General features: G+C 38.6%; 24 protein-coding genes. 14 read left to right on the top strand and 10 right to left on the bottom strand.

Features of this window, described 5'->3' with window-relative positions; genetic code table 11:
• Positions 1-313: 313 nt before the first annotated feature.
• On the bottom strand, positions 314-736 hold the full coding sequence (locus B3D94_RS15860) for a DUF4183 domain-containing protein (protein ID WP_069480807.1): 423 nt from the start codon (positions 734-736) through the stop codon (positions 314-316).
• A 264-nt stretch (positions 737-1,000) separates the two neighbouring features.
• Between B3D94_RS15860 and B3D94_RS15865 the strand changes: the two genes are divergently transcribed.
• The 5 genes from B3D94_RS15865 to B3D94_RS15885 all read left to right on the top strand — a co-directional run bounded on the left by B3D94_RS15865 (position 1,001) and on the right by B3D94_RS15885 (position 10,185).
• Complete coding sequence (locus B3D94_RS15865; protein WP_291758291.1) at positions 1,001-4,612, top strand: dynamin family protein; 3,612 nt, start codon at positions 1,001-1,003, stop codon at positions 4,610-4,612.
• A 10-nt stretch (positions 4,613-4,622) separates the two neighbouring features.
• Positions 4,623-5,432 (top strand): sulfurtransferase, encoded by an 810-nt coding sequence (locus tag B3D94_RS15870; RefSeq protein WP_069480809.1) that lies wholly within the window; start codon positions 4,623-4,625, stop codon positions 5,430-5,432.
• A 344-nt stretch (positions 5,433-5,776) separates the two neighbouring features.
• Complete coding sequence (locus B3D94_RS15875; protein ID WP_291758295.1) at positions 5,777-6,607, top strand: MBL fold metallo-hydrolase; 831 nt, start codon at positions 5,777-5,779, stop codon at positions 6,605-6,607.
• A 396-nt stretch (positions 6,608-7,003) separates the two neighbouring features.
• Positions 7,004-8,206 (top strand): NAD(P)-dependent malic enzyme, encoded by a 1,203-nt coding sequence (locus B3D94_RS15880; RefSeq protein WP_069480812.1) that lies wholly within the window; start codon positions 7,004-7,006, stop codon positions 8,204-8,206.
• Positions 8,207-8,436: 230 nt separating this feature from the next.
• Positions 8,437-10,185 carry a methyl-accepting chemotaxis protein gene (locus B3D94_RS15885; protein WP_291758297.1) on the top strand — a complete coding sequence of 583 codons (1,749 nt, stop codon included), beginning with the start codon at positions 8,437-8,439 and terminating at the stop codon, positions 10,183-10,185.
• Positions 10,186-10,224: 39 nt separating this feature from the next.
• Here B3D94_RS15885 and B3D94_RS15890 read toward each other — a convergent pair whose 3' ends face one another.
• The 3 genes from B3D94_RS15890 to gdhA form a co-directional block, all read right to left on the bottom strand.
• Complete coding sequence (locus B3D94_RS15890; RefSeq protein WP_069480814.1) at positions 10,225-10,878, bottom strand: Yip1 family protein; 654 nt, start codon at positions 10,876-10,878, stop codon at positions 10,225-10,227.
• A 133-nt stretch (positions 10,879-11,011) separates the two neighbouring features.
• A complete protein-coding gene (locus B3D94_RS15895; RefSeq protein ID WP_069480815.1) occupies positions 11,012-11,698 on the bottom strand; it encodes a phosphoribosylaminoimidazolesuccinocarboxamide synthase in 687 nt (228 codons plus the stop codon).
• 215 nt (positions 11,699-11,913) lie between these two features.
• Positions 11,914-13,287, bottom strand: coding sequence for an NADP-specific glutamate dehydrogenase (gdhA, locus tag B3D94_RS15900; RefSeq protein ID WP_069480816.1), 1,374 nt, complete (start codon positions 13,285-13,287; stop codon positions 11,914-11,916).
• Between the two features lie 174 nt (positions 13,288-13,461).
• Between gdhA and B3D94_RS15905 the strand changes: the two genes are divergently transcribed.
• Both B3D94_RS15905 and B3D94_RS15910 read left to right on the top strand, forming a co-directional pair.
• Positions 13,462-13,935, top strand: a complete 474-nt coding sequence (locus B3D94_RS15905) for a YaiI/YqxD family protein (RefSeq protein WP_069480817.1) — start codon at positions 13,462-13,464, stop codon at positions 13,933-13,935.
• The gene (locus B3D94_RS15910) at positions 13,925-15,253 is read left to right on the top strand and encodes a D-serine ammonia-lyase (protein WP_291758302.1); all 1,329 of its coding nucleotides are present in this window, start codon (positions 13,925-13,927) and stop codon (positions 15,251-15,253) included. The genes B3D94_RS15905 and B3D94_RS15910 overlap by 11 nt, the downstream gene beginning before the upstream one ends.
• Positions 15,254-15,356: 103 nt before the next feature.
• Here B3D94_RS15910 and B3D94_RS15915 read toward each other — a convergent pair whose 3' ends face one another.
• A complete protein-coding gene (locus B3D94_RS15915) occupies positions 15,357-16,526 on the bottom strand; it encodes a pyridoxal-phosphate-dependent aminotransferase family protein (protein WP_069480819.1) in 1,170 nt (389 codons plus the stop codon).
• Positions 16,527-16,668: 142 nt separating this feature from the next.
• Here B3D94_RS15915 and B3D94_RS15920 point away from each other — a divergent pair, with 142 nt between their 5' ends.
• A complete protein-coding gene (locus tag B3D94_RS15920) occupies positions 16,669-17,733 on the top strand; it encodes a DUF1835 domain-containing protein (protein ID WP_291758306.1) in 1,065 nt (354 codons plus the stop codon).
• 28 nt (positions 17,734-17,761) lie between these two features.
• Here B3D94_RS15920 and B3D94_RS15925 read toward each other — a convergent pair whose 3' ends face one another.
• The 3 genes from B3D94_RS15925 to B3D94_RS15935 all read right to left on the bottom strand — a co-directional run bounded on the left by B3D94_RS15925 (position 17,762) and on the right by B3D94_RS15935 (position 20,877).
• The gene (locus tag B3D94_RS15925) at positions 17,762-18,247 is read right to left on the bottom strand and encodes a hypothetical protein (RefSeq protein ID WP_069480821.1); all 486 of its coding nucleotides are present in this window, start codon (positions 18,245-18,247) and stop codon (positions 17,762-17,764) included.
• Positions 18,248-18,591: 344 nt separating this feature from the next.
• A complete protein-coding gene (locus tag B3D94_RS15930) occupies positions 18,592-19,218 on the bottom strand; it encodes a nitroreductase family protein (protein WP_069480822.1) in 627 nt (208 codons plus the stop codon).
• A 432-nt stretch (positions 19,219-19,650) separates the two neighbouring features.
• Positions 19,651-20,877: a ferredoxin reductase family protein gene (locus B3D94_RS15935; RefSeq protein WP_193831507.1), complete on the bottom strand. Its 1,227-nt coding sequence runs from the start codon at positions 20,875-20,877 to the stop codon at positions 19,651-19,653.
• Positions 20,878-21,038: 161 nt separating this feature from the next.
• On the opposite strand from B3D94_RS15935, the gene B3D94_RS15940 reads away from it, so the two are divergent.
• Positions 21,039-21,527, top strand: a complete 489-nt coding sequence (locus B3D94_RS15940; protein ID WP_069480824.1) for a metal-dependent hydrolase — start codon at positions 21,039-21,041, stop codon at positions 21,525-21,527.
• A 296-nt stretch (positions 21,528-21,823) separates the two neighbouring features.
• Here B3D94_RS15940 and B3D94_RS15945 read toward each other — a convergent pair whose 3' ends face one another.
• Entirely contained in the window at positions 21,824-22,645 is an 822-nt protein-coding gene (locus tag B3D94_RS15945) for a squalene/phytoene synthase family protein (protein WP_291758311.1), read from the bottom strand.
• Positions 22,646-22,871: 226 nt separating this feature from the next.
• Between B3D94_RS15945 and B3D94_RS15950 the strand changes: the two genes are divergently transcribed.
• From B3D94_RS15950 to B3D94_RS15970, 5 genes are all read left to right on the top strand, one after another.
• On the top strand, positions 22,872-23,606 hold the full coding sequence (locus B3D94_RS15950; protein ID WP_008181884.1) for an SDR family NAD(P)-dependent oxidoreductase: 735 nt from the start codon (positions 22,872-22,874) through the stop codon (positions 23,604-23,606).
• Positions 23,607-24,022: 416 nt separating this feature from the next.
• Positions 24,023-24,859, top strand: coding sequence for a type II pantothenate kinase (coaW, locus tag B3D94_RS15955; protein WP_025115070.1), 837 nt, complete (start codon positions 24,023-24,025; stop codon positions 24,857-24,859).
• A gap of 130 nt (positions 24,860-24,989) precedes the next feature.
• Positions 24,990-25,214 carry a hypothetical protein gene (locus tag B3D94_RS15960; protein ID WP_025115069.1) on the top strand — a complete coding sequence of 75 codons (225 nt, stop codon included), beginning with the start codon at positions 24,990-24,992 and terminating at the stop codon, positions 25,212-25,214.
• 22 nt (positions 25,215-25,236) lie between these two features.
• Positions 25,237-25,368, top strand: coding sequence for a hypothetical protein (locus B3D94_RS15965; protein WP_004269370.1), 132 nt, complete (start codon positions 25,237-25,239; stop codon positions 25,366-25,368).
• Between the two features lie 90 nt (positions 25,369-25,458).
• Entirely contained in the window at positions 25,459-25,779 is a 321-nt protein-coding gene (locus B3D94_RS15970; protein ID WP_025115068.1) for a DUF3889 domain-containing protein, read from the top strand.
• A gap of 35 nt (positions 25,780-25,814) precedes the next feature.
• On the opposite strand, the gene B3D94_RS15975 is transcribed toward B3D94_RS15970, so the two are convergent.
• Positions 25,815-26,369 (bottom strand): DJ-1/PfpI family protein, encoded by a 555-nt coding sequence (locus B3D94_RS15975; RefSeq protein ID WP_069480827.1) that lies wholly within the window; start codon positions 26,367-26,369, stop codon positions 25,815-25,817.
• Between the last annotated feature and the right edge of the window lie 58 nt (positions 26,370-26,427).

Raw genomic sequence — 26,427 nt, forward strand, 5'->3', positions numbered from 1 at the left:
AACTGGATGCTGCGCTAGGGTTGAAGGACGATAAAAATAAAGTGAGTGGGCCAGCAAGTAAACCTGTAAAGTAGCTTTCAAGAAACCTCAAAAGCAGAGAAACTATCCATTATAAACCAAGTAACGGGTAACCTAATATGTAAGAAATAAAAGTAAAAGTGGCAATATAGTAATAAGAATACAGAAGCACCGATACATTCGTAGTTTTTTTACATGTATTGGTGCTTTTTAAAATGAAAGTTATAAGAAAACCTACTGTTTGCAGCACGTCAACAAATATAGAAATGCTATTCATTTACGCCCTTTATTGTCTTTATTTTATGGTGAAGCCTAATGATTCAATTATAATGGGCGTTCCTCTAAATAATGTGCCATCGTAAGGAGTAATGGTTAAGGCCGTGTTTGATAGTGAATAAATACCGCCCTCTTGCATAACAGCATTAATATACAAATTGATATAGCCATTTGGTGAAAAAATCACGAATTCAGTAATGGGATCTGTCTGATCATTCCAAAAGAGAGTAGCGGGTAGGATTGCTCCGTTTGTTAAATCAAGATCGCTTGTTAAAATGTAAAAATATCTATTAATCGTTGGAATGACTACTCCTTCTGGGACAACTTCGGTGGGAGGGACGATTGGACCGTAAGAGGCTTTTATACGGGGCCAAATAAATCGATCCTCATTGTTACAATCACAGCTTTTATTACTTATTTGACCATGCTTATGGTTGACCATGTGTTATCACACTCCATTCTTGTGAATTTAACCTTTGCCCCGAATTCAGTTACTATAAAATATGAAGAAAATAAAATTTAATCTAGTTGAGCATCTATCATTCGTTAAGGATTATTTCTGACAAACATGCTTTTTTTATAAATACTAGTCGGATAGAAGCGTTGGCATACATGCTTTTTACCGTAAATTAGTGTTATACTTTGCTAGTTGAATAAGGTAGAATACTAATTATGAATAATTAACGAAAAAGGGGTTACTGGTTTCATGAAAGATTTTGATCAACAATTGGAGGGGCTACTAAAGCAAGCCGCTTTGCAATACATAATATATCAGCATAATGGTGATACGGAGCGCATGGATAAAACATCACTTTTTGCTCGAAAAATTCAGCAAAAAGAGTATGTGATTGGTTTTGCAGGCCATTTCTCAGCCGGGAAGTCGAGTATGATTAATGCGCTGTCTGGCGAGAATTTATTAGCATCTAGCCCGATTCCAACAAGTGCAAATATCGTTAAAGTGCATAAATCAGAGGAAGACTTTGCGATTGTTTATATGCACAATGAAAAGCCTGTTAAATTTGAGGCAGGCTATGATTTTAAAACGGTCAAAGAGCTTAGCAAAAATGGGGATTTGGTATCTCAAATTGAAATTGGCCATAGCGGGTCAACACTACCGTATGGCGTTACCGTGATGGATACACCAGGGGTAGACTCAACAGATGATGCACACCGCATGTCGACAGAATCTGCACTCCATATTGCCGATATCGTATTCTATACAATGGACTACAACCATGTGCAATCGGAGTTGAATTTCCAATTCACGAAGCAATTAATGAAATATAATCCAAATGTTTATTTGATTGTTAATATGATTGATAAGCATAAAGAGAATGAATTGAGCTTTGAAGAGTTTAAAGCAACCGTTCATAATTCCTTTGCGGCATGGGGCGTTGTTCCAAAAGGTGTATTTTTTACATCATTGAGAGAGCCTGACCACCCACATAACGATTTTGAAGCTGTAAAGAAAATTGTGATGGATAGTATGAACGATTGGCAGGACCAGCTTGTCCAAACAGCAACAAATACATTACGTTTATTGCAAAGCGAGCATGACAATTATTTAATGGAAGAAAAAGAGGATCGTCTAGCGTTAGATGAAGAGATTTTAAGTGCCGATGACTGGGCAAACCACCAAGATATTTTAGAGCAATACAACAAATTAAATCGTCAGGTAGAACTGTTCTCTGTCGAGGCGTGGAATGAAACATTTGAGGAGCAGCGGAAAGAATTGCTTGCCAATGCTGCCATTATGCCAGCTGACTTACGTGATCGCTTACGTCTTTATTTAGAAAGTATGCAGGATGGCTTTAAGGTAGGCGGGCTCTTTACTGCGAAGAAAAAAACAGAGGAAGAGCGTAACCGTCGTAAAGAAGATGCTTATAGTGCCTATCAAAATGTTGTCCATGCCCAAATTACAGGGCATTTAAAAGGCCTTATGAAAAATGCATTGAAGGACGTCGGTGCCTTAAGTGAAGAACGTGCGTCAGCTATTGATGCTTATCCATTCGACCTACCTTTTGCATTAATTGAACAGCAAGTTCAAACAGGTGCACTGTTAACAGGTGATGCAGTATTAAACTTTGCCAACCGTGTGGCAGAGGCAACAAAGCGCTATTTTATTCAGGAAACAGATAGCTGGAAAAAAGCACAAGCGACAACATTAGAAGCGGTGGCAACAGAAACAGCGGCTCCTTCGAAGTTAAAAATGGCAGGCATGCAGGACAAAGTGGATGCTATTAGGGCTGTACTTGAAATCGAAGGCTACCAACAATATAGTGCGAGCATTATGCATCAAGCGAGCAATGAAATCCGGAAAGTTGCGAATGAGCAGCTAACAAATTGGGAAAATTCCTTTAAACAGGATTTAGCAGAGATTCGTTTGTTTGATGAGTCCATGCTACAACCAAAAGAACAAGTCATTCAGCAAGAAGAAGCTCAGCAAACTGTTAGTGCGACGAGTTTGCCAATAGATGGAGTTATTAATCGTGCTCTGCATACTGCCAATTCTGTAAAAGAAGTACAAGGTTTTGCTGAAGTTGCTCAATATCTAGAAAATAAAGTGGAACGCCTACAGAAAAAAGACTTTACGATTGCTTTGTTTGGGGCTTTTAGTGCTGGGAAGTCATCCTTCTCGAATGCATTAATGGGAGCGAAGGTATTACCTGTATCGCCAAACCCAACAACCGCAGCTATCAATAAAATTCGTCCAGTTACACCGGAGCATCCTCATGAAACGGCCGATGTCCAGCTTAAAACAGCTGATCAAATGTTAGAGGATATTAAAGGGTCATATGCAGCGATTGGCTTATCCGTTCATTCATTGGAGGAAGCGTATAATCGAGCTGATGAAGGGCTTGCTGTCCAGTTGACAGATGAGCGTTTAAATGTGCACAAATCATTTATTCGCGCCTATAAGGAAGGGTATCCAACGTTCAAGTCTGAGCTTGGAACTATTATTCGAGTGGATCGCGTTGAATTTGAAAAATTTGTTGCGCAAGAAAATAAATCATGCTTTGTGGACAATATCGACTTCTATTATGATAGTCCATTAACGCGCATGGGCGTTACATTGGTGGATACGCCAGGAGCAGACTCCATTAATGCTCGACATACAGGTGTAGCTTTTGAATATATTCGGAATGCGGATGCCATCCTATTTATTACGTATTATAATCATGCATTTGCCAAAGCTGACCGTGAGTTTTTAATTCAGCTTGGTCGTGTAAAAGATGCATTTGAACTGGATAAAATGTTCTTTATTGTAAATGCCATTGATTTGGCGACAACAGATGAAGAGCAGGAAGATGTAAAAGGCTATGTTCGTTCAGAATTACAGCGTTTTGGAATTCGATTCCCACGACTGTATGGTGTATCAAGTCTTCTAGCGTTAAATGAAAAGGTAGAAGGTTCAGACTTAGCATCTGGTATGCCGCCGTTTGAAAATGACTTCCATACATTCTTAAATGACGAATTGAGTGCATTAGCGGTGCAGGCTCTTGCGGAGGAAGTTGATAAAACAGAGCAACGTTTAGCGGATTTAATTGCACAAACAGAGGAAAACCTAAAACGTAAGGATGAGCGTTTAGAGGAATTAACAGTACTTGAAAAGCATATTCAATCGAAGTTTAGTGTGCTTAATACAAGTATGCTGGAAAGTGAGACAAAGCAAGAGCTTGATGAGCTTCTCTATTATGTTCTACAGCGTGTCTACTATCGTTACCCTGAATTCTTTAAGGAAGGGTATAATCCTTCAACATTTGCGGCTATGCCAGCACAGCAAGCATTGGAGCATGCATTGAAGGAAGTGATGCAAAGCTTACGTTTCGACTTTACACAAGAAATGCGTGTTACCAACTTCCGTTTATCTCAGTTTATTAGCAAAAAAATGCAGCATCGCTTTAAAGACGAAGTACGTGAGCTAAAAGAGCTTAACCGTAGCTTCTCGTTCTTAGCATTTGAATCTTCTGAGCCAAATTTACTTGATTTTGAAGGTCCATTTAGCGATATTTCAAAATATGCTAGCGTAAAATCTCACTTCCGCAACCAAAAAGCTTTCTTTGAGAAGAATGAAAAAGTGAAGCTGAGCGAGGCACTAGAAACTTTAACAAAACCAGATGCACAGGATTATTTAGATGCACAGAAAGTTTCTCTCATGACATGGGCCATTACGTTTATTGCAGAGGAAGCAGAAAAATTACGTTTATATATTTATCATCAAGCGCTTGAGCAAATTGAAACAGAAAGATTGGCGCTTCAAGAAGAAAGCCGTTTAGCTTCTTGGAAAGCGATTTACGCACAATTACAATACGCATGAGGTGATTCCTATGGGAAAAGTATTCAAATCAGTGGATGAAATTCAGTTTGATGGTGTCCGTTTTATCGATGCTCGTTTTGATTTACAAGACAAAGAAGCTGGAAAAAAAGCATTTGAAGAAGGTCATGCAATAGGAGCAATCTATATTGATTTAGAGCAGCAGCTATCTGATATGGACAGTAAAGACGGTCGTCATCCAATGCCGAACAAAGAAAAATTGATGTCGGTATTTCAAGAATTAGGCTTGCGTTATGAAGATCAAATTGTTATCTATGATCAAGGAGCAGCCCCATTCGCTCCACGTGCTTGGTGGATGCTGACGTATGCAGGTTTCCCAAATGTGGTCATTATTAATGGAGGCGCATCTGCATTGGAAATGAAAATACCATTTACAAAAGATGTCGTTAAATACCCACCAACCATCATTGATTTTGATTGGAAGGATGAGCTTTATGCTCCACGCCAAGCGGTAAAGGCAATTGTGGAAGGTGAAGTCAAAGCGACTTTACTAGATGCTCGTGCGGCTGAGCGTTACCGTGGAGAAGTTGAGCCATTAGATAAAGTAGCTGGCCATATACCAACAGCGAAAAACTTTGACTGGGAGCAATTAAAGACAGATGGTCAATTGCAGGCCAACGATACATTGCGTCAAAAAGTTGCACCAGATGAACATGTGGTGGTCTACTGTGGCAGTGGTGTAACCGCATCCCCACTCTATGCCGTATTAGCAGATGAAGGCTATGAAAACATCCAATTATATGTAGGTAGCTTTAGTGATTGGATTACACAATACGATGTTGAAAAAGGTACAAATGAATAAGGATCGAAGCAAAAACGCTCACTTAGGTGAGCGTTTTTTTTGTGGAGGTGGCTCGGTGCGGGGGAGATTGGTGGAAAGGAAGTTGGAGGTGACGGATAGAAGTTGGAAAGTGACGGATAGAGTGCCAATAGTAGCGGATAGACCCGAAAAGAGCAGGATAACTTGCTCGAAATAAATAGGTAGAGTTGCTAACGGCTCAAATCCCCGAAAATAGAAGGATAGAATAGAGGAAGTGATGGATAGAGCCAAAAAAGCGCCGGATAACATGCCCCAAAACAGCCTATAGAAATCAAAATGACTCAACATTCATTTTATGCTACACTCTTTTAAAAGGGGGAAAGTGGATGTTTAAACGTGAGACGAGCATTGTTGTTCAATGCCATGGTGATGTACAATGTGCGCTTGGAAAGGTAGCATTTCAGGGGTTTGGTATGAGTGTGTATAGCTTTTTTGTGGATGGTTTATTAATTGATACAGGCTCTAATTCTTTGTCACAGGAGTTTCAATCATTTTTTAAAGATTTGCCAATGGAGCAAATCGCCTTAACTCATGCGCATGAGGATCATGCGGGTAATGCCGCGTGGCTTCAGCAGGAAAGAGATGTTCCTATTTATCTTCACAGCGAGTCTCTTCAGATTTGTACGCAGGATGGGGATTATCCTTTGTACCGTCAAGCGTTATGGGGGGAGCGGCCAGCTTTTCTAGCGCAGCCGATAGGGACTACATTGCAGACGAAAACAGCTGTCTGGGATGTTATTGAAACACCTGGACATACGACAGATCATCTGGCTTTTTATAATCGTCAAACAGGTGCTATGTTCACGGGAGATTTATACATTCAAACGAAAACAAAGGTAGTACTCGATGAAGAAAATATTGTACATACCTTAGCATCCTTAAAGAAATTATTAAACTATGATTTTAACGAAATTTATTGTTGTCATGGAGGCTATCTAGCAAATGGCCGAAATAGAATACTAGAAAAAATAGCGTATATTGAAGAAATGGAAGAGAAGGTTCGTCAGTTGTTTCAACAAGGTTATTCAGTAGAGGAGATGACGTCCAGTATTTTCCCTCGAGAATATCCCATTGTTAAAGTGTCTGGCGATCAATGGTCTTCTAAACATATAATCAATGCATTTATCCGTCATTTTACACAAGAGTCCTTGCGATAGGGCTCTTTTTTTAGTGGGCTTAAAAGCTATAACAAAAATAATAAAAAACTCTGTGAAAAAATGTGGATAAATTGTGACAAACTCAATTGGCTCAATGGATGCGCTTACATAAGTTTGTGAAAAAATTCTCATTTACACAAGAAAAATACTATGTGAAGTGTTGAACAGCTTGAAAGGCGATAGTTGTACAAATCCCACTATTCATGACCTGATATTAACTATTTTAAGATAATTGATTGTGAAAAGTTTAATTTGACAGAAAAATGCATAAGAAGTCTTATAACACTGATTTTTCGAAAGAAAAAATAAATTGACAGAAAATTCGTTGACTATATTTTCACAAAGTAATATGATTCTAAAATATAATGAAAAACAAAGGGAAAAGGATGGGATGGAATGGATGTCATGAAGAAAGCTTTAGAAATGCATGCACACTATAGTGGTAAATTAGAGGTGATTTCAAAAGTACCAGTACAGGATTCTTATGATCTAAGTCTTGCCTATTCACCTGGAGTGGCTGCACCGTGTGTGGAAATTGAAAGAAATCCATCGTTGGTTTATGACTATACAATGAAGGGGAATATGGTGGCAGTTGTGTCAGATGGTACAGCTGTTTTAGGGTTGGGGGATATAGGACCTAAAGCTGCATTACCAGTTATGGAAGGGAAAGCGATTTTGTTAAAGCGTTTTGCCAATGTTGATGCTTTTCCAATATGTTTAGATACAAAAAGTACGGATGAAATCGTCAGCATTGTGAAGGCGCTTGCCCCTACGTTTGGGGCGGTAAATTTAGAGGATATTTCAGCACCTAGATGTTTTGAAATTGAGGATCGTCTGCGTCAGGAATGTGATATCCCAGTATTCCATGATGATCAACATGGGACAGCGATTGTAGTAGGTGCCGCTATGATTAATGCCAATCGTATTGTGCAAAAGGATATTGCGACAATGAAGGTTGTCATCAATGGCGCTGGTGCAGCAGGGATCGCAATTTTGCGAATACTTGTGCAAATGGGCTATAAAAATATTTTTATGTGTGATACAAAAGGTATTATTTATGGGGGACGTAAAGAAGGGATGAATCCGATTAAAGAGGCGGTTGCTCATTTAACAAATCCGGAGAAAATACATGGTACGCTGAATGATGCGCTCGTTGGTGCAGATGTCTTTATTGGTGTTTCGGTAGCTAATCTATTAACAGAGGCGCATATTGCGTCTATGAATGAAAACCCAGTGGTCTTTGCATTAGCTAACCCAAATCCAGAAATTACGTATGAAAATGCTAAGGCGTGGGGAGTACGGGTTATGGGTACGGGTCGTTCGGATTATCCCAATCAAATTAACAATGTCCTTGCCTTTCCTGGCATTTTCCGTGGTGCATTAGATGTGCGTGCGACGGATATCAATGAAACCATGAAACTGGCTGCAGTGGAAGCAATTGCTTCTCTTGTGAGTGATGAGGAGCTAGCGGAAGAATATATTGTTCCGAAATCTTTGGATGAGCGTGTCGTTGCAATTGTCTCTCGTGCAGTTAGCGGAGCAGCGGTCGAATCTGGCGTGTCGGAACTATTCCAACAAACTACTGCGCTATCTGTTTAATAAATAAAAGATATGGAGATTCAGCAGATGTAGAAAAGCAAAGAAATGCTTTTCTACATTTTTTTATCGAATTTGCTCGAAAAATGTTGTTGTTTAGCTTTTTATGTAATAAAATTGGTGAGTACAAGGTAATAATTTGTGCCATTTATTAAAAAGTATAAATACATAATGTTGTAATATTTTTAAAGAAAAATAGGTCTTAAGTCTATAAAAAAGAGGAGATAGAATACATGAAAAAATTCGTTCAATTCCGATCCATTAAAGCCAAGCTGATTGCTTTCTCTTTATTGCTTTTAATGATTCCCCTTATTACGTTAGGCTATCTAAGCTATCAACAAAGTAAATCAAATTTAGAGTCGGTGGGCAAAGAAAATTTAAGAAACAGTGTGGAAATGACCATTGCCATGATTGAACAATTTAATCAAGAGGTAGAGGCAGGCAATTTATCTTTAGCTGAAGCGCAAGAGAAAGTAAAGATCGCTATTTTAGGTGAAATGGATAGTGAAGGAAAGCGACCTATTAATAAAAATATTAAACTTGGTGATAGTGGTTATATCTTTGTTGTGGACCAAAAGGGTAACTCTATTGCGCATCCAAATATCGAGGGAAATAATGTCTGGGACGAGCAGGATGACAATGGTGTTAAGTATATGCAGGAAATCATTGCTAAGGGGAATGAAGGTGGTGGATTTGCCTCCTATTCGTGGCCATTACCAAATTCCGATCAACTAGAAGAAAAAGGGGTCTATGCAGAAACGGATCCGTATTGGGGATGGGTTATTGGTGCCAGTACATATTTAGCAGACTTTAATAAGCCAGCGGAGAGTATATTGAAATTAACGGTTATTGTGATTGGTGTGGCTATTATTATCGGGATTTTTGTTATTTGGCAATACGCGAGTAGTATGGCTAAACCAATTAACCGAGTGGTCCAAGCGATGGAGCGATTTGCGGAGGGTGATTTGACGCAAGAAAGTATGTCTATTCGCTCAAAAGATGAAATTGGTAAACTGGCAAACGCTATGAATCAAATGCACGCAAAATTGAAGGACATGATACACAATATTGCTCAAGCGTCTGATTTAATCAATACATCCAGTAAGGAGCTATCACAATCAGCTAATGAAGTGAATATGGGTGCTGAGCAAGTGGCTATTACGATGAATGAATTAGCATCTGGTGCCGAGGGACAAGCGCATCATTCTAACGAATTAACTTCCTTAATGGAACGTTTTACTGCGGATTTACGTGAAACAAATCAGCATGGGGAGCATATTCATCAATCTTCTGTTGAAGTATTAGGTTTAACCAATGAAGGAAGTCAGCTCATGACATCTTCGAATTCTCAAATGAGTAAGATTGATGGTATTGTACAAAATGCCGTAGAGAAAGTAAAAAATTTAGATGCCCAAGCACAGGAAATTTCAAAATTGGTAGTAGTCATTAAAGATATCGCGGATCAAACGAATTTATTAGCTTTAAATGCCGCGATTGAAGCTGCTAGAGCTGGGGAACATGGCAAAGGATTTGCAGTGGTTGCGGATGAAGTACGTAAGCTTGCAGAACAAGTAGCCTTTTCAGTCAATGATATTACATCGATTGTCACAAATATTCAGCAAGATTTTGATGTCGTTACGAGCTCATTAGAGGACGGCTATCAGGAAGTAAAAGAAGGTACCAATCAAATTAAAGCTACGAGTGAAACGTTTACGACGATTAGTAATTCTATTAATGATGTTGTAGATAGTGTTCAATTGATTTCCAGCAATTTATCAAAAGTAACCGAAGATGGCCAAAAAATGAATAGCGCAATTCAAGAAATTGCTGCGGTCGCAGAGGAATCTGCGGCAGGTGTGGAGCAAACGACAGCGACAACAGAACAGACAAGTAGCTCAATGGACGTTATGGCGGGAAAATCAGCCCAATTATCAACATTAGCTTTAGAATTAAAGACATTGATTGCCCAATTTAAACTATAAAAAAATCTCCCACTCTCTTAAATGAGAGGGGAGGTTTTTTTACATCATGCCAACACCAATAATCCCAACGAGAATAATGAAGAAAAGAACGAAGAACAAGATGAATAAAATAATTCCAGGAATAAAGATAGTGAAAAAGGCCATCCAATTAGAGATTTGGTGTGCTTCTGCTACTACACCGACTGAAATGACGAAAGACCAAATCGTTACAACAATAGAAGCTAAAAGAGCAGGCCAAAAAATCCATGGCAGTGAGCCCATAAAGTTTGGATCAAGTAAAGATTCTGGTGAAGTGAATAACCATATTAAATAAAATGGAATAAGCACTATAAATGGTACAGCTGTAAGGCTCAGCCCTTTAAATAAGTCTGAATACGTGCCAGTACCCTTAAATAGTTTACCAAATAGCCATGTGATTAGAGCGGATATAGCTGTCCCGATAATACCAGCGATTGGAGCAAGAATTACACACAGTAAAGCCAATAACCAAGGGGAAAGATCAGTGAAAAACTCCGAATCCGTCAGCCCTGACATGATAGAACCGATATAACCGATGGACATAATCAAAATAGCAAAGCCGATTGATTTTTCGTTAATCATATAGCGAGCGGTTTGCTTTGGATGTAACCAAACGGATATAAAAGGATTCACCTTTGGCCTTTCTTCTTTCTGTGTGTCATTAAAGTTTTCCATCAAACTACCTCCAAAATAATAGAATAATTGCATGTTACGCATAGTTAGTATACGAGTGATACAGTGAAAAGTTTCGTAGAAAGTAAAAATAAGTTATTTTCATAACAAAAGAGCCGCACAAAGGCGACTCTTATTAGTTACTTAACATCATTTTTTCAAGCTCTAATGGTTCAATATATTGCTCACCTTTGTAAGCACGCATATTACCACCAGAAATTTCATCGATTAATAAAATTTCATTAGTTTGGGCATCACGGCCGAATTCCAACTTAATGTCATAAAGCGCTAAGCCCTTTTTAGCAAGCTCAGTTCCTACAAATTTAGAAATTTCAATTGTACGTTGTTTTAAAATGGCATATTCTTCGTGTGTTAACAGGTTTAACATAGCTAATGCATCTTCAGAGATCGGAGGATCTTGGCGATCATCATCTTTAATGGTAACTTCCACAAAGGCATCAAGATCTTGGCCTTCCTTCACATAGGCACCGTAGCGTCGTAAGAAGGAGCCAACTGCTTTAAAGCGGCAAATTACTTCCAAACCGTTTCCGAAAACTGTTGCAGGTTTTACAGTCATTGTTGCATCATCAAAGTTTGCATCTACATAGTGAGTAGGTACACCTTGTTCATTTAATTTAGAATAGAAATAAGAAGTTAAGCGTAGACCTGCTAAGCCAGCACCATCAATTGTTAAGCCAACCGTATTAGCGCCTGGGTCGAACACACCGTTTTCACCTGTTACATCGTCTTTAAATTTTAATAAATAATGACCATCTTCTAATTTGAACACATTTTTCGTTTTCCCTGTATACATTAATTCCACAAAAAACCCTCCAATATTCATAGTACTCTAAAATTATAACACGAATATTTTAAATAATTAATATGAAAAATGTTCGTTTTGTGTGTTTGTTTCTATCATTTATTGCTAATTTACAATAAAAACACAAGTTGATAACGAATAATCGTCATCACCTTGTGTTTTTAAAATGCTCTGTAACTGGATGGTGGATTTGTGATAGTTAGCTAGGACAGTAATTAATAAATGCCTTCAGCAAGCATTCCATTTGCCACCTTAATAAAGCCAGCGATGTTTGCCCCCATAACTAAGTTGCCAGGGAAGCCATATTTTTCAGCAGCGGCTTTACTATCTGAATAAATATCTTTCATAATTTGATGAAGTTTCGCATCTACTTCTTCAAATGACCAAAATACGCGGCTTGAATCTTGTGCCATTTCAAGAGCAGATACGGCAACTCCTCCAGCATTCGCTGCTTTTGCTGGTCCGAACAATACACCAGCATTTAAGAATTCATTAATTGCTTCAAGATCAGAAGGCATGTTGGCACCTTCGCCAATTGCTTTGACCCCATTAGAAATTAATGTACGAGCTGACTCACCGTTAATTTCGTTTTGAGTAGCACATGGTAGAGCGATGTCACAAGGAATAGTCCAAATGCCAGTGCAGCCATTTGTAAAAGTAGCATTTGGTCGGTAAGTTACGTAAGTTGAAATACGATCACCTTTAACTTCCTTAATTTCTTTAATGACATCTAAATCTAAGCCTTCTGGGTCATAAATATAGCCTGCGGAATCAGAGCAAGCAACTACTTTTGCACCATATTGTTGTGCTTTCTCAATCGCATACGTCGAAACATTTCCAGAACCAGAAACGACTACTGTTTTACCTTCAAATGAATCGTTCGCATCTTTTAACATCTCATTGACGAAATAAACTGTACCGTAACCCGTTGCCTCTTTACGTGCTAAGGACCCACCATAACCAGGAATTTTCCCAGTTAATACACCTGATTCACTAGCTTTAGTTAGACGTTTATATTGACCCCATAAATAACCTACTTCACGAGCACCTACACCAATATCACCAGCAGGAACATCGACATCTGGACCAATATGACGGTATAATTCAGTCATGAAGGCTTGGCAGAAACGCATGATTTCTGAATCTGACTTACCTTTCGGATCAAAGTTAGAACCACCTTTACCGCCACCGATTGGTTGCCCTGTTAATGCATTTTTAAAGATTTGTTCAAAGCCTAGGAATTTAATGATGGATTCATTTACAGAAGGGTGGAAGCGTAAACCGCCTTTATAAGGCCCCATGACATTGCTATATTGTACACGATACCCACGATTTACTTGCACTTGGTTCGTATCATCTTGCCAAGCGACACGGAAGGAAATGATGCGATCCGGCTCAACAATACGAGATAAAATATTGGCCTTAATGTATTCAGGATGTTGGACGAATACAGGTACTAATGAAATGAAAATTTCTTCAGCTGCTTGTAGAAACTCCGCTTGATGACAGTTCTGTTGTTTAAGTTGCTCGAATACGCCATCTACGTATTCTTTAGCTAATTGTTCGTTGCTAACAGTTGTGATTGTCATAGTAAAACCCCCATTTAGTTGATAGGTGTATCGTATATTTATTTTTCAAACTATTCAATAAAATACTTTTTTAGTTTGTGAAAAATTGAGCAAGAAGGGTCGGGTAAATATTATTTTGAAATAATGTTGAGTGTGTGTATTCATCTAATTATGAGAAAGGAATGATGCCTTATTGTGAAGGTTCTTATAGACGCTGATGCCTGTCCAGTAGTGGATTTGGCGCTATCTGTATCATCTGAGTTTGAGATTGAAACTATCTTATTTTGCGATACATCCCATCGTGTAGAACGTGATAATGTAATAACAATTATCGTGCCGAAAGGTCCTGATTCGGTTGATTTTACGCTAGTGAACGCGCTTTCAAAACACGATATTGTCATTACACAGGATTATGGGCTAGCGGCAATGGTGTTAGCAAGAGGAGGATATCCCATTGATCAAAATGGACGAGAAATGTCTAATGAAAATATCGAACGCTTGCTCGATATGCGCCATGTTGGTCAAAAAATTCGACGAGCAGGTGGACGCACCAAGGGCCCTAAAAAAAGGACACAAGAAAACAATATTTCGTTTGAAATGAAATTTCGACAAATTTGTGAACGAGCGATTTCTGCACAAGAAATGGAGGACTCTACAGGTGAAAAATGAGCATAAGCATGATCTTTTAGAGCAATTTCCACAGTTAAAATCGATGGCAGCTAAAGATACTGTACTTTGGGAAAATACAAATTGGGTAAAACGGCCGGAAACGTCGCTCTTTACGATGGAAGAAGTAAAGGAAGCAGAGGAAACGTTACAACGCTTTTCTTCATATTTAAAAATGGCATTCCCTGAGCTTGTGGAAAGTAATGGACTAATTGAATCAGACATTCTAGAAATTCCTGCTTTGAAAAGTGCGCTTGAAAATAAATATGGTGTGTCGATAGAAGGTCAGTTGCTTTTAAAATCGGATCATGCTTTACCTATCTCAGGCTCCATCAAAGCACGAGGAGGCATTTATGAGGTCTTAAAGCATGCTGAAAGGCTGGCATTAGCAAGTGGGAAGCTTCTAAAAACAGATGATTATGGGCGTTTAGCATCAGCGGAGTTTCAGTCCTTCTTTCAGCAATATACCATTGCGGTTGGCTCTACAGGAAATTTAGGTTTAAGTATCGGCATTATAGGCAAGAAGCTCGGCTTTAATGTCGTTGTACATATGTCGAGTGATGCGAAGGAATGGAAAAAAGCTTTACTCAGAGAAAAAGGTGCCACGGTAGTTGAATATGAGGCTGATTACAGTGTTGCCGTTGAACAGGGGCGTCAAGAGGCAAAATTAGATCCTATGTGTCATTTCATAGATGATGAAAATTCAAAGGATTTGTTTGCAGGCTATGCAGTCGCAGCAATGCGTTTAAAAGGGCAATTAGAAAACATGAATGTTGCTGTCAATGCCACATATCCATTGTTTGTGTATTTACCGTGTGGGGTGGGGGGAGGACCAGGCGGTGTTGCCTACGGATTACGAGAAATATTTGGCGAACATGTTCATATTTTCTTCGCAGAACCTGTTGCCTCACCTTGCATGACGCTAGGCTTAATAACAGGGCTTCATGATGCTATCTGTGTAGAGGATATTGATTTAGACAATAAAACCGAAGCAGATGGTCTTGCAGTGGGCCGCGCTTCCAAGTTTGTAGGAAAAGTGATGCAGACGTATATAAGTGGCTGCTATACAGTGACAGATGAAGAGTTGTTTACCTCATTAGGTTTAGCTATCGATAGCGAAAAATTATTTTTAGAGCCATCAGCACATGCAGGAATGTTTGGCGCCATTCGCGTGCTCCAAAAAGGTCAACACTATTTAGCACAGCGTGGACTTACAAAGCATATGGCACAGGCAACCCATCTTGTGTGGGCAACGGGTGGTAGCATGGTCCCAGACAGCATGCGTTCTATGTATTTGGCTAAGAGCAGAGATTTAGGTTGAAAATGATAGTACTTTTTTGTTCGAAAAGGGAAAGCCTTGCCCAAAATCTAGTTGATTAAAAGCGCAAAAACAGGTGAAGAAAAATTCTTCACCTGTTTTTTTATTAAAGTTGCAATGCTTTACGTTGAGCTACTAAATATACTTCTTGAGCTGCAAGAACCCCTGCGCCTGGCTGGAAGTCATAATTGAAGTCTTGGAGCGCTGCCTCCAATAAGGATACTGCTTGTAGTATATCACTTGGGAAGCAATAGCCCATATGGCCGAATCTGAAAATTTTACCTTGTAGATGACCAAGGCCACCTGCAAAATCTAAGTGATATTGCTGCTTAAGGTGCGTTAAAAATTCACCAAGCTCAATTCCATTTGGTGCCTTAATAGCTGTAATGGTAGGGGAGGCATATTGATCTTCAGTTAAGAGCTCAATGTGTAATGCTTTCATAGCGCTACGTACCATGTTTTTCATAAGTTCGTGACGGGCAATTGTCTGTGAGAAGCCGCCTTCCTGTTCAATTAGCTGACAAACCTCATGTAGGCCATCAATAAGTGTGATAGCAGGAGTATTTGGCGTCATCCCCTTTTCTGCCCAACTACGATAACTTAATAGATTTAAATAATATGCTACCGTTTGATTGTTTTCAATGACTTGCCAAGCTCTTTCGCTGACACTGACAAGAGAGAGTCCAGGTGGAAGCATCATCGCTTTTTGAGAGCCTGTCACGAGAATATCAATACCCCAAGCATCCATTTCAGCCGGCGCGCCTCCGATGCAGCTTACGCCATCCACGATAACGAGAGCTTCTGTTTCGTCATGAATTACTTGTGCTAATTCAGCAACCGGATTTAAAATGCCTGTAGATGTTTCGTTATATGTGACAAAAACCGCTTTGATATTTTGTAATGGCTGTAAAAATGCTCGTAGCTCCTCAGGGGTGCAAGCTTGTCCCCATTCTTTTTCAAGCTTGTGTACATGGAAGCCGTATTGCTCACAAATGGATACGAAATAGTCACCGAATGCCCCAACAGTAATGACCACAACTTCCTCACCAGCGGCAACCGTATTAACTGCCGCAGCTTCTAGTGCAGCTGTCCCGCCTGATGGCAAAATTAAAATGTCCTGTGTCGTTCCAAAGACAGGCTTTACGGCTTCAATCGTCTCTCGGTATAATTCTACAAATTCTTGACTCCGATGACTAAAAATATCCCGACTCATCGCCAGTTGAACTCTCTTTGGAATCGGTGTTGGCCCTGGATGTCTTAAAATATTTTCATACATATTATCAATCCCCTTTACTTGACAGAAATTCAAAATTTTCTAACTATAATAATAACATACTTCTTGTATGGGCTAGCTGCTTTTTTATTAAATAATGGAAGAGATTGTCATGATACTATAATTTGAAAAGGAGACCAAGGATATGGAAACAGTGATGCACTATCCATTTATCTATTTTTTGTACGAACCCAATCAGGTACTTGTATATAAAATTCAAACCCTCTATTACATCACATTAGCAAATGTCTTGGAAAAAGGAGAATGGGAGGGGTATGAGCTTCCGCCATCAGAGCCATTTACAACATTTCGGCATGAACAAAGAGATCCTAAAGAGGGATGGTCTTTTTGGGGTGCGGCGGAACACCTTAGTTATTTGGTCGGCATTATTAATGATTACATTGGGCATCAAAGAAAGAGTAAGACGACAACAACTGCCAGGGTTGCACATATTGTGTGCTCAGAATCTGCAGCAGGTTCCTTAAGAGTGGCACTTGCTCCGCCTAAATATGTCATTGGCTTTCCAGAGGATTTGTCTATCGGACCGCTGTGGAAGCTTGATGAAGTAAGAGGACAAGCATGCCGCCAAAAGTGGTTAATGGAAAATATTAATGATGAGATGGATGAATTTGTTGGTCATACTACATTAAGAAAGGCGATTCGAGAGATACGAGATATCCCGAGTCATCTACCTGTCTATATTTGGTGTGGGGACAATATAGAAGAACAATGTGGGCTTCTGTTTTTCCTCTATTTATTGCATGATCACCACAATGAAATATTTCTTATACATACAAATGGACAGCAAGTGATTGAACGTCAGTGGAATCCAAATCTGTATGAAAAAAAGAGATTATCAGTAAAGGAACGTCAAAAATTTCTACAGCAATGGGAAGGTCTGGCAGAATCAACAGCAGTGCTTCGTCAATGGAAGCATCAGCATATTCAAGAGGTGCCTGAGAATTTTTATGACTCTCTCATCGTGATGAGGCTAAAAGAAATGCATCAGGAACAGGGAAATGTGGATTTTATTCAAACTGGAACATTTCTTTTAGAGCTACTTGCTAGAATGGAGGAACCGCCAAACATCTTTTATTTAGAATTTAGAATTCGGTATTTAGTCTATAATGGCACCCTAGCATTAAAAGGAATTCCTAAATCTATGCGGCATTATTATGTGAAAATACGCCAAAAAACCTCTTTAGTCTGAAGACTTAAAGAGGTTTTAGGATGGTGAACTAAGCGACGAATGGTCTGTTCATGCGCATTAAACCGTAAATCGCAAAGAACAACCCGCCTGTAATAACCATTAGAATTGTGTAAAGTACAGCCTTACCAGTTTCACCACACCAGCGATAGAATAGGCGATATGTGAAATACAATGTAAAGCCCACCATCCCTATAGATGCGAGTAAACCGATAACTGGTATAAACGAAACGATAAACAAGCCTGCATAAATAAGGGTATTTTTTAGAGCAGTTGCACGAATCGTTTCTCGATTATCTCCACCAGCAGTCAGTAGGAAAAGGCTGTATACATTAATGATAGGAATCCAAGCAATATAGGCTACATCTCCAAAACCATTTGTTTTAGATGTCATAAAATAAATGAGTGCACTAATAATGTAGGCGATTAGCCCAAGAACAAGAGATGCTAAAATTAGGATAATAAATAAGCCTCCCATGGCTGCATCCAAATCAGAGTTATAATAATTATAGTCCATCAGAAAAACCTCCTTTCTTAAGAAAATACCTCCTAATGATACCAATCCTACCTTGTTTAATCTACAACCATTTATATGTAATTTTTAGTAGAAATCGCACAAATGTACTAGATAAAAAATTTCTATTCGTTCTTTTATGATGATTTTTTGAGTAATGAATGAAAGAAATGCAAAAAATATCCTTGGGAAAATGAATATGCTAGTTTTGGAGAATCATTTTTCAAGTTTTTCATCTTGTACTGCTTACAAACATTACTATCCTATGTTTGTAGTGGTATCTGACATGCCATCTTATTCAGAAAAAAGTCACCTTCCCATATAGAAAGGTGACAATTTTACATGTATTACATAAATTTGGCGATATGCTCTAGCTCAATACGTGAAGAATTGTAGGCAGGGGCTGCTGCTTTACCAATCGCAATTAAAATAACGGGTACGATATGATCCGCTAATTCAAAATGTTTGGCGAAGGCTTCTTTATTGAATCCACCCATTGGTACTGTATCGTAGCCCATGTCTTTTGCTAAAAGCATGATTTGCATCGAAATTAGACCAGCATCAAATGTAACGATATTCTTTAAAACCTCCTGAGGAAGCTGAGAATATAAGTTCATAGAATTATTAATCATTAAATCCTTTGTTGCTTCATTAATATAACCAAGATCGAAATTTTTTGTAAAGATTGATTCAGCATTTTCGTACATTTTTGTATCGCCTAGGACAGCAATAACAGCTGAGGAAGTTTCCACTTGTTCTTGATTGTTAGCAATGGCACGTAACTCTTTTTTAATTGCCTCATCTTGAATGACTATAAAGCGCCATGGCTGTAAGTTACTTGAAGAAGGTGCAGAAGTGGCTTCTACTAGTAGTTCTTCTAGTTGTCCTTGAGGAATTTTATAATTTTCGTCGTATTTACGAACAGATTTACGGTCATGCATGATTTTATTTAAATTGCTTTTTGTCACTGTCATTTATTTTGACTCCTTCATTATAAGTTGCGTTTTTACTATACGATAAATGATTTCAAATTCCAAGTAAATTGCTCGAATTAAAGGGTCTTGAATATAGGATTTTTGATGAGGTGGTGATCGCCTCGATGCCATGACGCATCAAGCTCAAAATTTGCAAGAAGCAACAACTGAATTTTTCATGCTTTTAATAGAATCTATCATTGGTCTTAGAAAATATGTGTTGGAACGAAGGGCGGTGAACCTTGCGGGAAAAGCGGGAAGTCGAGGTCATGGATAGAGGGGATATTTTCTGTGTGAAAATGAAGCGAGGGAAGTAACTCGACACCGTCAGCCCGTAGTGGAAATCAACAGCCGCTTCATTTCATTATTAAAAAGACTATAGATCATCTCAAATTTTTTTGAGCTTGTCTACAGTCTGAAGGGCAACCCCCGCTATCTTAATTTAAATGCCTCCCATTCTATATGGCGAGTAGGAGCGGACGATTTGAAGTGCTTCAGCATTTTTTCGGGTCCACATAGATAAATACTTGTATGAGCTGGTATGGTCATCTGGTCAAAAGTAAGCCTATCCATCTGTGTTGTATCTATAAAAGTGACCGTAAATTGCTCATTAGATTGCGCATAGTTCAGTAGAAAATCTTTATAAACAATATTTTCTACACCATGAAAGGAATAATATAAATGAATTTTTTTAGTTGGTTTTGTTTGTAAATAGGCGATAAATGGCGTAATGCCAATGCCCCCAGCAATCCAAAGTTGTTGATTGGCTCCTTTTGCAAAGTCAAAATGGCCAAAAGGACCATCAATGGCAACAGGGGTATCCACTTGTATTTGATTGTAGACCTGCTTTGTAAAATCGCCGACTGCTTTAATCGTCACCCTAATTTTTTCTCCATCCCCACCAGAAATAGAGAAGGGGTGTGGTGCTTTTTCAATGCCTTCCTGAAAGATTTTTAGAAAGAGAAATTGTCCAGGTCGGAAATGAAGTTTTTTTGTGAGGGTTAGCTCTAATTCAATAACATGGGCATTCAGTTTTTGAATGTTGGAAATAGCTCCGTTATAAGGGAAGAACATATCTTGATACATGGTCATCATATACAGGGCAGACATAAATCCAATGGTTGTCGTAAGAGCCGTGAAAATACCTAATGCTGAGGGCTGTAATAAATCATATTCGCTCGAAAAATAAGTATGGTAAATGCCCAATGTATAAGGGAGCAGCAATAAGCGATGTAGCCAGCGCCAATGCTCATATTTTAAAAATTTTGCTAGGAATGCGAGGGCGATCAGAATAATAAAGCCATATTGTGCGAGCTCACCAAGCTCTTTCGCCCATTCACGAAAAGATGTTTGTGGCAGATCTTCATCGGGAACCATCTTTTGCAATTGTCCATGGATAATGATGAACCCAAGTGAAAACATGGCCAAAACTTTATGATAAAAATTTAGGCGCTCTAGCCCATAGAACCAGCGCTCTAATATTTTCATTCTTGTAGAGAAAAGAAACACAAGGAAGAGTCCTGTAATTGCTAAGCCCCCAATAATATGGGCAAGCCTGTTCAATGGATGAATGGGAGTCATGGGTGTAGCAAAATACCAAAGGCATGCGCTACTACCCATCGCCAAAATAATAATAAGTAGACCTCTATACGCTTTCATAAATAACCTCCATTCCTATTTTTAACCATATATTTTATGGCTATACAATTATTGGACGAAAATATTTTAGATCGTACGTTCGGAATGTATGTTCCCTTTTGGGCATATTTATGTTACATTAAGAAGGTTCGCAAAATGCGTAAGAAGGGTGGAAGTAATTTATGCAAGGGAATACCCATATTGTTGGGGGCATTACAGCAAGTTTAGCCTTTGCACAAATTTCTAATGATAATCCGCTTGTTTTGGTAGGGGCAGGCGTTATCGGTGCATTACTTCCAGATATTTGCCATGGTGGTAGCAAAATCGGAAGGAAGCTTCCCATCATTTCAAAAATAGTTAATTCGTTGTTTGGACATCGTTCCTTTACACATAGTTTACTGTTTTTATTTTTGATTGGGATGCTACTACATACATTTATACCGTATAAATCCATTTCAATAGGTATTTTATTAGGGATGGCAAGCCATGTTTTACTGGATATGGGGACCAAAAAGGGTGTTAAGCTATTTTTCCCAGTATCCATTTCGGTGCGTCTACCGCTTACTACAAAAACAGGTAGTAAAGTTGAAAAAGTAGTGTTTACATTGTTAACAATGCTTTCAGTCTTTTTTAGCTATGAAATTATTGTGCAGCTTCTTGCTACAATTTAAGGAAAGAAAAACTCACTAAAAGTGTAAGATGATGCTCCCTTTAAGTAGCAGTTTATCTAAGGGGAGTATCTTTTAGTGAATTGAAGCTTGTACGCAAAAAGTGTGCGTACCAATGGGGGTTTGTCCGAGATTTTTATGGAGTTTTTCATTAAAAAAATCTGAAACTAGCTACTGATCTTTGGGTAACACAAACCTTTATAATAAGTGCTGCTCAAAAAGAAACCCCTGTACGAGAAAATTCTCATGCAGGGGTTTTATTGTTTTTGCTGGGTCATGCTAGAAATGCAAGCCACCCATTATTCAGCCTGTACCTCTTCAACCGTTTGTTCAACCTCTGTTCGTGTTATTTTTTCACGACCATCTTGCATGGCTTTCAATGTTTTATGCGCTAATGCAAGTGGTAATCGACAGAATAATAATACGGTGCGTTTATTAATATCTTTCATATAAAGATCAGCTTTCGCGAGATTTTCCTCTGCATAAGCAAATAAATCCTCGCGTGTCCAGCCGTCAGGAACGAAACTTACGCCACGCTCATCCATATCCTCATGCTGATTGCGTAAAATATTGACAGCCTGGAGACCTCGACCATAGCCAATTGCTAAATCGCGATCTGTTTGAATGTCTGCACCCCACGCCCAAAGCTCAGACAGCATTGTCCCAACAAGCCCTGCTACGTAGTATGTATAATCATCTAAATCCTCACGTGTATGCACCTGCCAATTAGCTTTAGCCCACTTCGCCATACCATAAGCCATTTCACTTGTAGAAGCTTGGACAATTTTTCGAGATTCTGCAGGGCAGAATGTTAGCCAATCTGCTAAGCGGAGGGATACCTCAGGTAACTGTTCCGCATAAGGCGCTAACAACTCTTGGTATGCCTCTTCGTTAAATGTGTCCTTTAAAAGGTCACTAGTTGCTGATAATAAATCAAACTTTACATCATTGGAAAGCTGTTCATGATCTTCTATTTCATCAATGGCACGCATTGCTAAATAGGCAGCTGCTACCGATACCTTTAAATCATTTTTTAAGAAAGTGATAGGTATATAAAAAGTGCGACTTGTGTCTTTTAAAACTTGCATCGCCTCTTTATAAAGTCTTTTTTGATCTTTCACTTGTATTCCTCCGTTCAAATGGTTCCACATCTATAGTATATCGTATCGTAAAAATGGGGAAAGATAAAACAGATTGTTCATGAATATGGAGATATTCTTTGAAAACGGTTACTAAAAATGATATAGTTTAATAGTAAACTATTTAAACCTATACTTTTTGTGGTCTAAAAGGGTCGGTTTATACTAGTACGACAGACAAATTTTAAGTGAGAGGAAGTATAAAGTAATGGGACGTTTAAATAATAAAATCGCAATGATTACAGGTGGAGCATCTGGGATGGGGGCAGCGATGGCAAAATTGTTTGCACAAGAAGGTGCTACAGTCATTGCAGCTGATATTAACGAGGAGAACCTGGCTAAAATTTCAGAACTCGAAAATGTAGAAGGGATGAAATTAGATGTTTCTTCTGACGAAAACTGGGCAGAAGTGACAAAAGCAATTGTCGAAAAATATGGTCGAATTGATATTTTAATTAACAATGCTGGTATTTCTTCCGAAAAAGGTCCAGATGAAATTACACAAGCGGACTGGACAATCATGCATAATATCAATGCTTTTGGTCCATTCCTTGGCATTAAACATGCAGCTAAATATATGAAGGAAGCAGGAAAGGGCTCAATCGTTAATACATCATCTTACACAGCGATTATTGGTGCAGGCTTCAATGCATATACGGCATCTAAAGGCTCTTTACGTGCGATCGCTCGTGCAGCAGCTTCAGAGCTTGGTGCTTTCAATGTCCGTGTCAATACAGTATTCCCAGGTGTTATTGAAACACCGATGACAGCAAAATTATCGGAAGCAAAAGAAGCTATGGATATGTTAGTAAAAACTACGCCAATGGGACGTCTTGGTCAACCAGAAGAAGTAGCGAATGCCATCTTATTTTTAGCTTCCGATGAAGCCTCTTATATTACAGGTGCTGAATTAGTTATTGATGGTGGTTATTCAGCTCGTTAATTAATAGTAAAGAATAAGAAAGTGGAAATGCCTGTGTTCAAGCAGTGCATTTTCACTTTTTTTGTTTTTTTAGTAGAATGATGTTAAAGTATTATAATTCGTCAAGATTCCGCTGTTGATTAGAAAAATTTTGATTATTTTCGTGTTTTTTTCATGATTGTTTATGAAGTTATTGCACAATCATTTCAACAGCGTTAAAGTTTAGAAAGGGCGAAAATGTCATTACAAGATTTGGGGGACTGTACGAAGCATTATGGTTTCGTATAGTAACTAGTTAGTCAGGATTTTGGCACACCAAAAACTCCTTGCAAAATCCTTGACACCAATGAAGGCATGAAACTTAAATAGTTGCCTGACTACTAGCGTAATGGTCATTAGGTATATGAGATTACGTAATAAACACAAAGGAGAATAGTATGCCAAAGGCTATAGGTATTGATGCAGGTGGCACATTGACAAAGGTTGCTTATTTAGACGAAGACAATGAACTTATTCTAACAACCTTCCCGTCAAATGATTTGCTATCTGTGAAAAATTGGATTATTGATCATCCAGATATTGAGGATATTGGTGTGACGGGGGGACGTACAGAACAATTACTTGATGTCATTAAAACAATGAAATCGATTCATTATATAGTAGAATTTGAAGCTACATTAAAAGGTGTTCGTTTTTTATTAAATAAAGAAGGCTACTTGTTTGAACGTAGTATGATTACTAATATCGGAACGGGTACTTCTATACATTATATGGAAGATAATACACATATACGCGTTGGCGGGACAGGCGTTGGTGGCGGTACATTAATAGGATTGTCAGCGCTTACAACAGGCATTACTGACTATAATGAGATTCGTGAAATGGCTGCCAACGGTAATCGAGAAGGTATCGATTTATTGGTCAAGGACATTTATCAAGGAATGGACACACCGATTGACGGTCATTTAACTGCGAGTAATTTTGGTAAAGTGGGTATTACACAATCAATGAAGCATCCTGCTGAGGATATTATTGCCACTGTACAGGGACTTGTTGGTGAAGTGATTACAACATTAAGTATTCAATATGCCGAGGAAAAAAATACACAGCATATCGTCTATATTGGATCGACTCTCAGCAATAATGAACATCTTGCCCGCGTAATCGCCAATTATACACGCACGAAAAAGCATACACCTGTCTTTATTAATGACCATGGCTTTTCTGGAGCTGTGGGAGCATTACTAAATGTAACAGAATATACAATTGTCTAAAGACAGATAAGAATGAACATGACTAACTTGGGTTAGTGATGTTCATTTTTTTTTTTTACAAAAATGCCCGAAAAAAAGACCTCATATAAACGGTAGTACCTGAGCAAATTATAAGTAGGAGGTGATATCTGTGGGCAACCGAAATAATAAAAACAGCAAAAAAACAATGAATGCCAGAACGCATAATCCTTTTGGCACCTACAAAAGTAAAGACCTCGATAGAAGTAATAGTAATAATAACAACCCGAATGACAACTTGAATGAGGAGTTCGCGGCAGAATTTGATGCGAAAGCCAAAAATAAAAACAATAAAACGAATCATGATAAAAATCAACAATCCAATAAAAAAAGTTAATTATTAGTTGGAGGTGTAGGCAATGGCGAAGAAAAGAAAAACAAGCTTTAAAAAGAAAAAGAAAGAGGATACACATAAAAAGAATGATCGGGAAGAATACTCAGCAGAGTTCAACCAAGTCATTCATAATAATCCTCAACAGCCGAAACAATAAACAACGCCGCTCCATAAGTGAAAACCTTTTGGAGCTCTTATTTTTTACTTGCGTCATCATTCTATACCGTTTAATTTAGGAGGGTTTTCTGTGAAAAATGTATATGTAATGCTTGGACTTCTGTTTGCCGTGCCATTACATATTCCTGAGATGGTTTTGGCACAGCAAGAAACACCTGCCTATGCGAAGTGGGGGAAGATGGCGGTAGAAGAAGTGAAGGGGAAGTATCCTCATGCCAAGATTGTGGATTATTTACATGAGGGCAAGGAAGTACATGGGGCGTCAACCATTGAAAAATTTAAGCTTTGGCTGAAGCAACCTGACAAAGAATTTGGAGTTCATGTAAGAATTAGCTATTTAACCTCTACGCAAGAAGTAGAAAAAATTGAATTACAGGAAAGCCAGTCATAAAAAGGAGGATGCCTATGCTTAGGCATCCTCAATGCTTATCCCTCTAATTTTTGAATAAATTCACGCATAAGCCCTGGTAAATCTGGCCAAGCATGTCCGCTTACTAAATTTCCATCTGTGTGAAGATGGGCATCAATATAAGTGGCTCCTGCTATTTGGACTTCAGGCTTACAGGCAATATAGGCTGTTAGTTCGCGTCCTTTTAGTACTTCAGGGATGGTTGCAAAAATTTGCGCTGCGTGACAAACAGCGGCAATCGGTTTATTGGTTTCAAAGAAATGGCTAACAAGTGTCGGTACATGTTCATTTAAACGGATATATTCTGGTGCCCTACCACCTGGAATTATTAACCCATCAAATTGTGATGGATCAACATCTGCAAAAGAAGCATGCGCCTCTAAGCCATAGGCAGGACGTTCAATATACGTATCGACGCCCTCTACAAAGTCATGTAATACAGTTTGTAATTTCTTTGCCGATGGTGCCGCAATTGTGACATCAAAACCTGCCTCAAGACAACGATAATAAGGATAAAAAATCTCTAAAGCTTCTACTGCATCTCCTGCTAGTATTAAAACCTTTTTCCCCATGATTCCATCTCCTTTTCATTGTGAATCTCCTTGCTTAATTCGCCATATGCAAAAAATT

This window comes from Lysinibacillus sp. UBA5990 (assembly GCF_002429815.1).
Classification (GTDB): Bacteria; Bacillota; Bacilli; order Bacillales_A; family Planococcaceae; genus Lysinibacillus; species Lysinibacillus fusiformis.

Excerpts from the sequence above, each read along its gene's own strand:
- gdhA (WP_069480816.1), bottom strand. The coding sequence starts at position 13,287 with ATGACAATCACAACTGTTAGCAACGAACAATTAGCTAAAGAATACGTA.
- B3D94_RS15880 (WP_069480812.1), top strand. The coding sequence starts at position 7,004 with ATGGATGTCATGAAGAAAGCTTTAGAAATGCATGCACACTATAGTGGT.
- B3D94_RS15875 (WP_291758295.1), top strand. The coding sequence starts at position 5,777 with ATGTTTAAACGTGAGACGAGCATTGTTGTTCAATGCCATGGTGATGTA.
- coaW (WP_025115070.1), top strand. The coding sequence starts at position 24,023 with ATGCCAAAGGCTATAGGTATTGATGCAGGTGGCACATTGACAAAGGTT.
- B3D94_RS15930 (WP_069480822.1), bottom strand. The coding sequence starts at position 19,218 with ATGACAGTGACAAAAAGCAATTTAAATAAAATCATGCATGACCGTAAA.
- B3D94_RS15925 (WP_069480821.1), bottom strand. The coding sequence starts at position 18,247 with ATGGACTATAATTATTATAACTCTGATTTGGATGCAGCCATGGGAGGC.
- B3D94_RS15975 (WP_069480827.1), bottom strand. The coding sequence starts at position 26,369 with ATGGGGAAAAAGGTTTTAATACTAGCAGGAGATGCAGTAGAAGCTTTA.
- B3D94_RS15860 (WP_069480807.1), bottom strand. The coding sequence starts at position 736 with ATGGTCAACCATAAGCATGGTCAAATAAGTAATAAAAGCTGTGATTGT.
- B3D94_RS15890 (WP_069480814.1), bottom strand. The coding sequence starts at position 10,878 with ATGGAAAACTTTAATGACACACAGAAAGAAGAAAGGCCAAAGGTGAAT.
- B3D94_RS15965 (WP_004269370.1), top strand. The coding sequence starts at position 25,237 with ATGGCGAAGAAAAGAAAAACAAGCTTTAAAAAGAAAAAGAAAGAGGAT.
- B3D94_RS15920 (WP_291758306.1), top strand. The coding sequence starts at position 16,669 with ATGGAAACAGTGATGCACTATCCATTTATCTATTTTTTGTACGAACCC.
- B3D94_RS15940 (WP_069480824.1), top strand. The coding sequence starts at position 21,039 with ATGCAAGGGAATACCCATATTGTTGGGGGCATTACAGCAAGTTTAGCC.
- B3D94_RS15885 (WP_291758297.1), top strand. The coding sequence starts at position 8,437 with ATGAAAAAATTCGTTCAATTCCGATCCATTAAAGCCAAGCTGATTGCT.
- B3D94_RS15915 (WP_069480819.1), bottom strand. The coding sequence starts at position 16,526 with ATGTATGAAAATATTTTAAGACATCCAGGGCCAACACCGATTCCAAAG.
- B3D94_RS15950 (WP_008181884.1), top strand. The coding sequence starts at position 22,872 with ATGGGACGTTTAAATAATAAAATCGCAATGATTACAGGTGGAGCATCT.
- B3D94_RS15870 (WP_069480809.1), top strand. The coding sequence starts at position 4,623 with ATGGGAAAAGTATTCAAATCAGTGGATGAAATTCAGTTTGATGGTGTC.
- B3D94_RS15865 (WP_291758291.1), top strand. The coding sequence starts at position 1,001 with ATGAAAGATTTTGATCAACAATTGGAGGGGCTACTAAAGCAAGCCGCT.
- B3D94_RS15935 (WP_193831507.1), bottom strand. The coding sequence starts at position 20,877 with ATGAAAGCGTATAGAGGTCTACTTATTATTATTTTGGCGATGGGTAGT.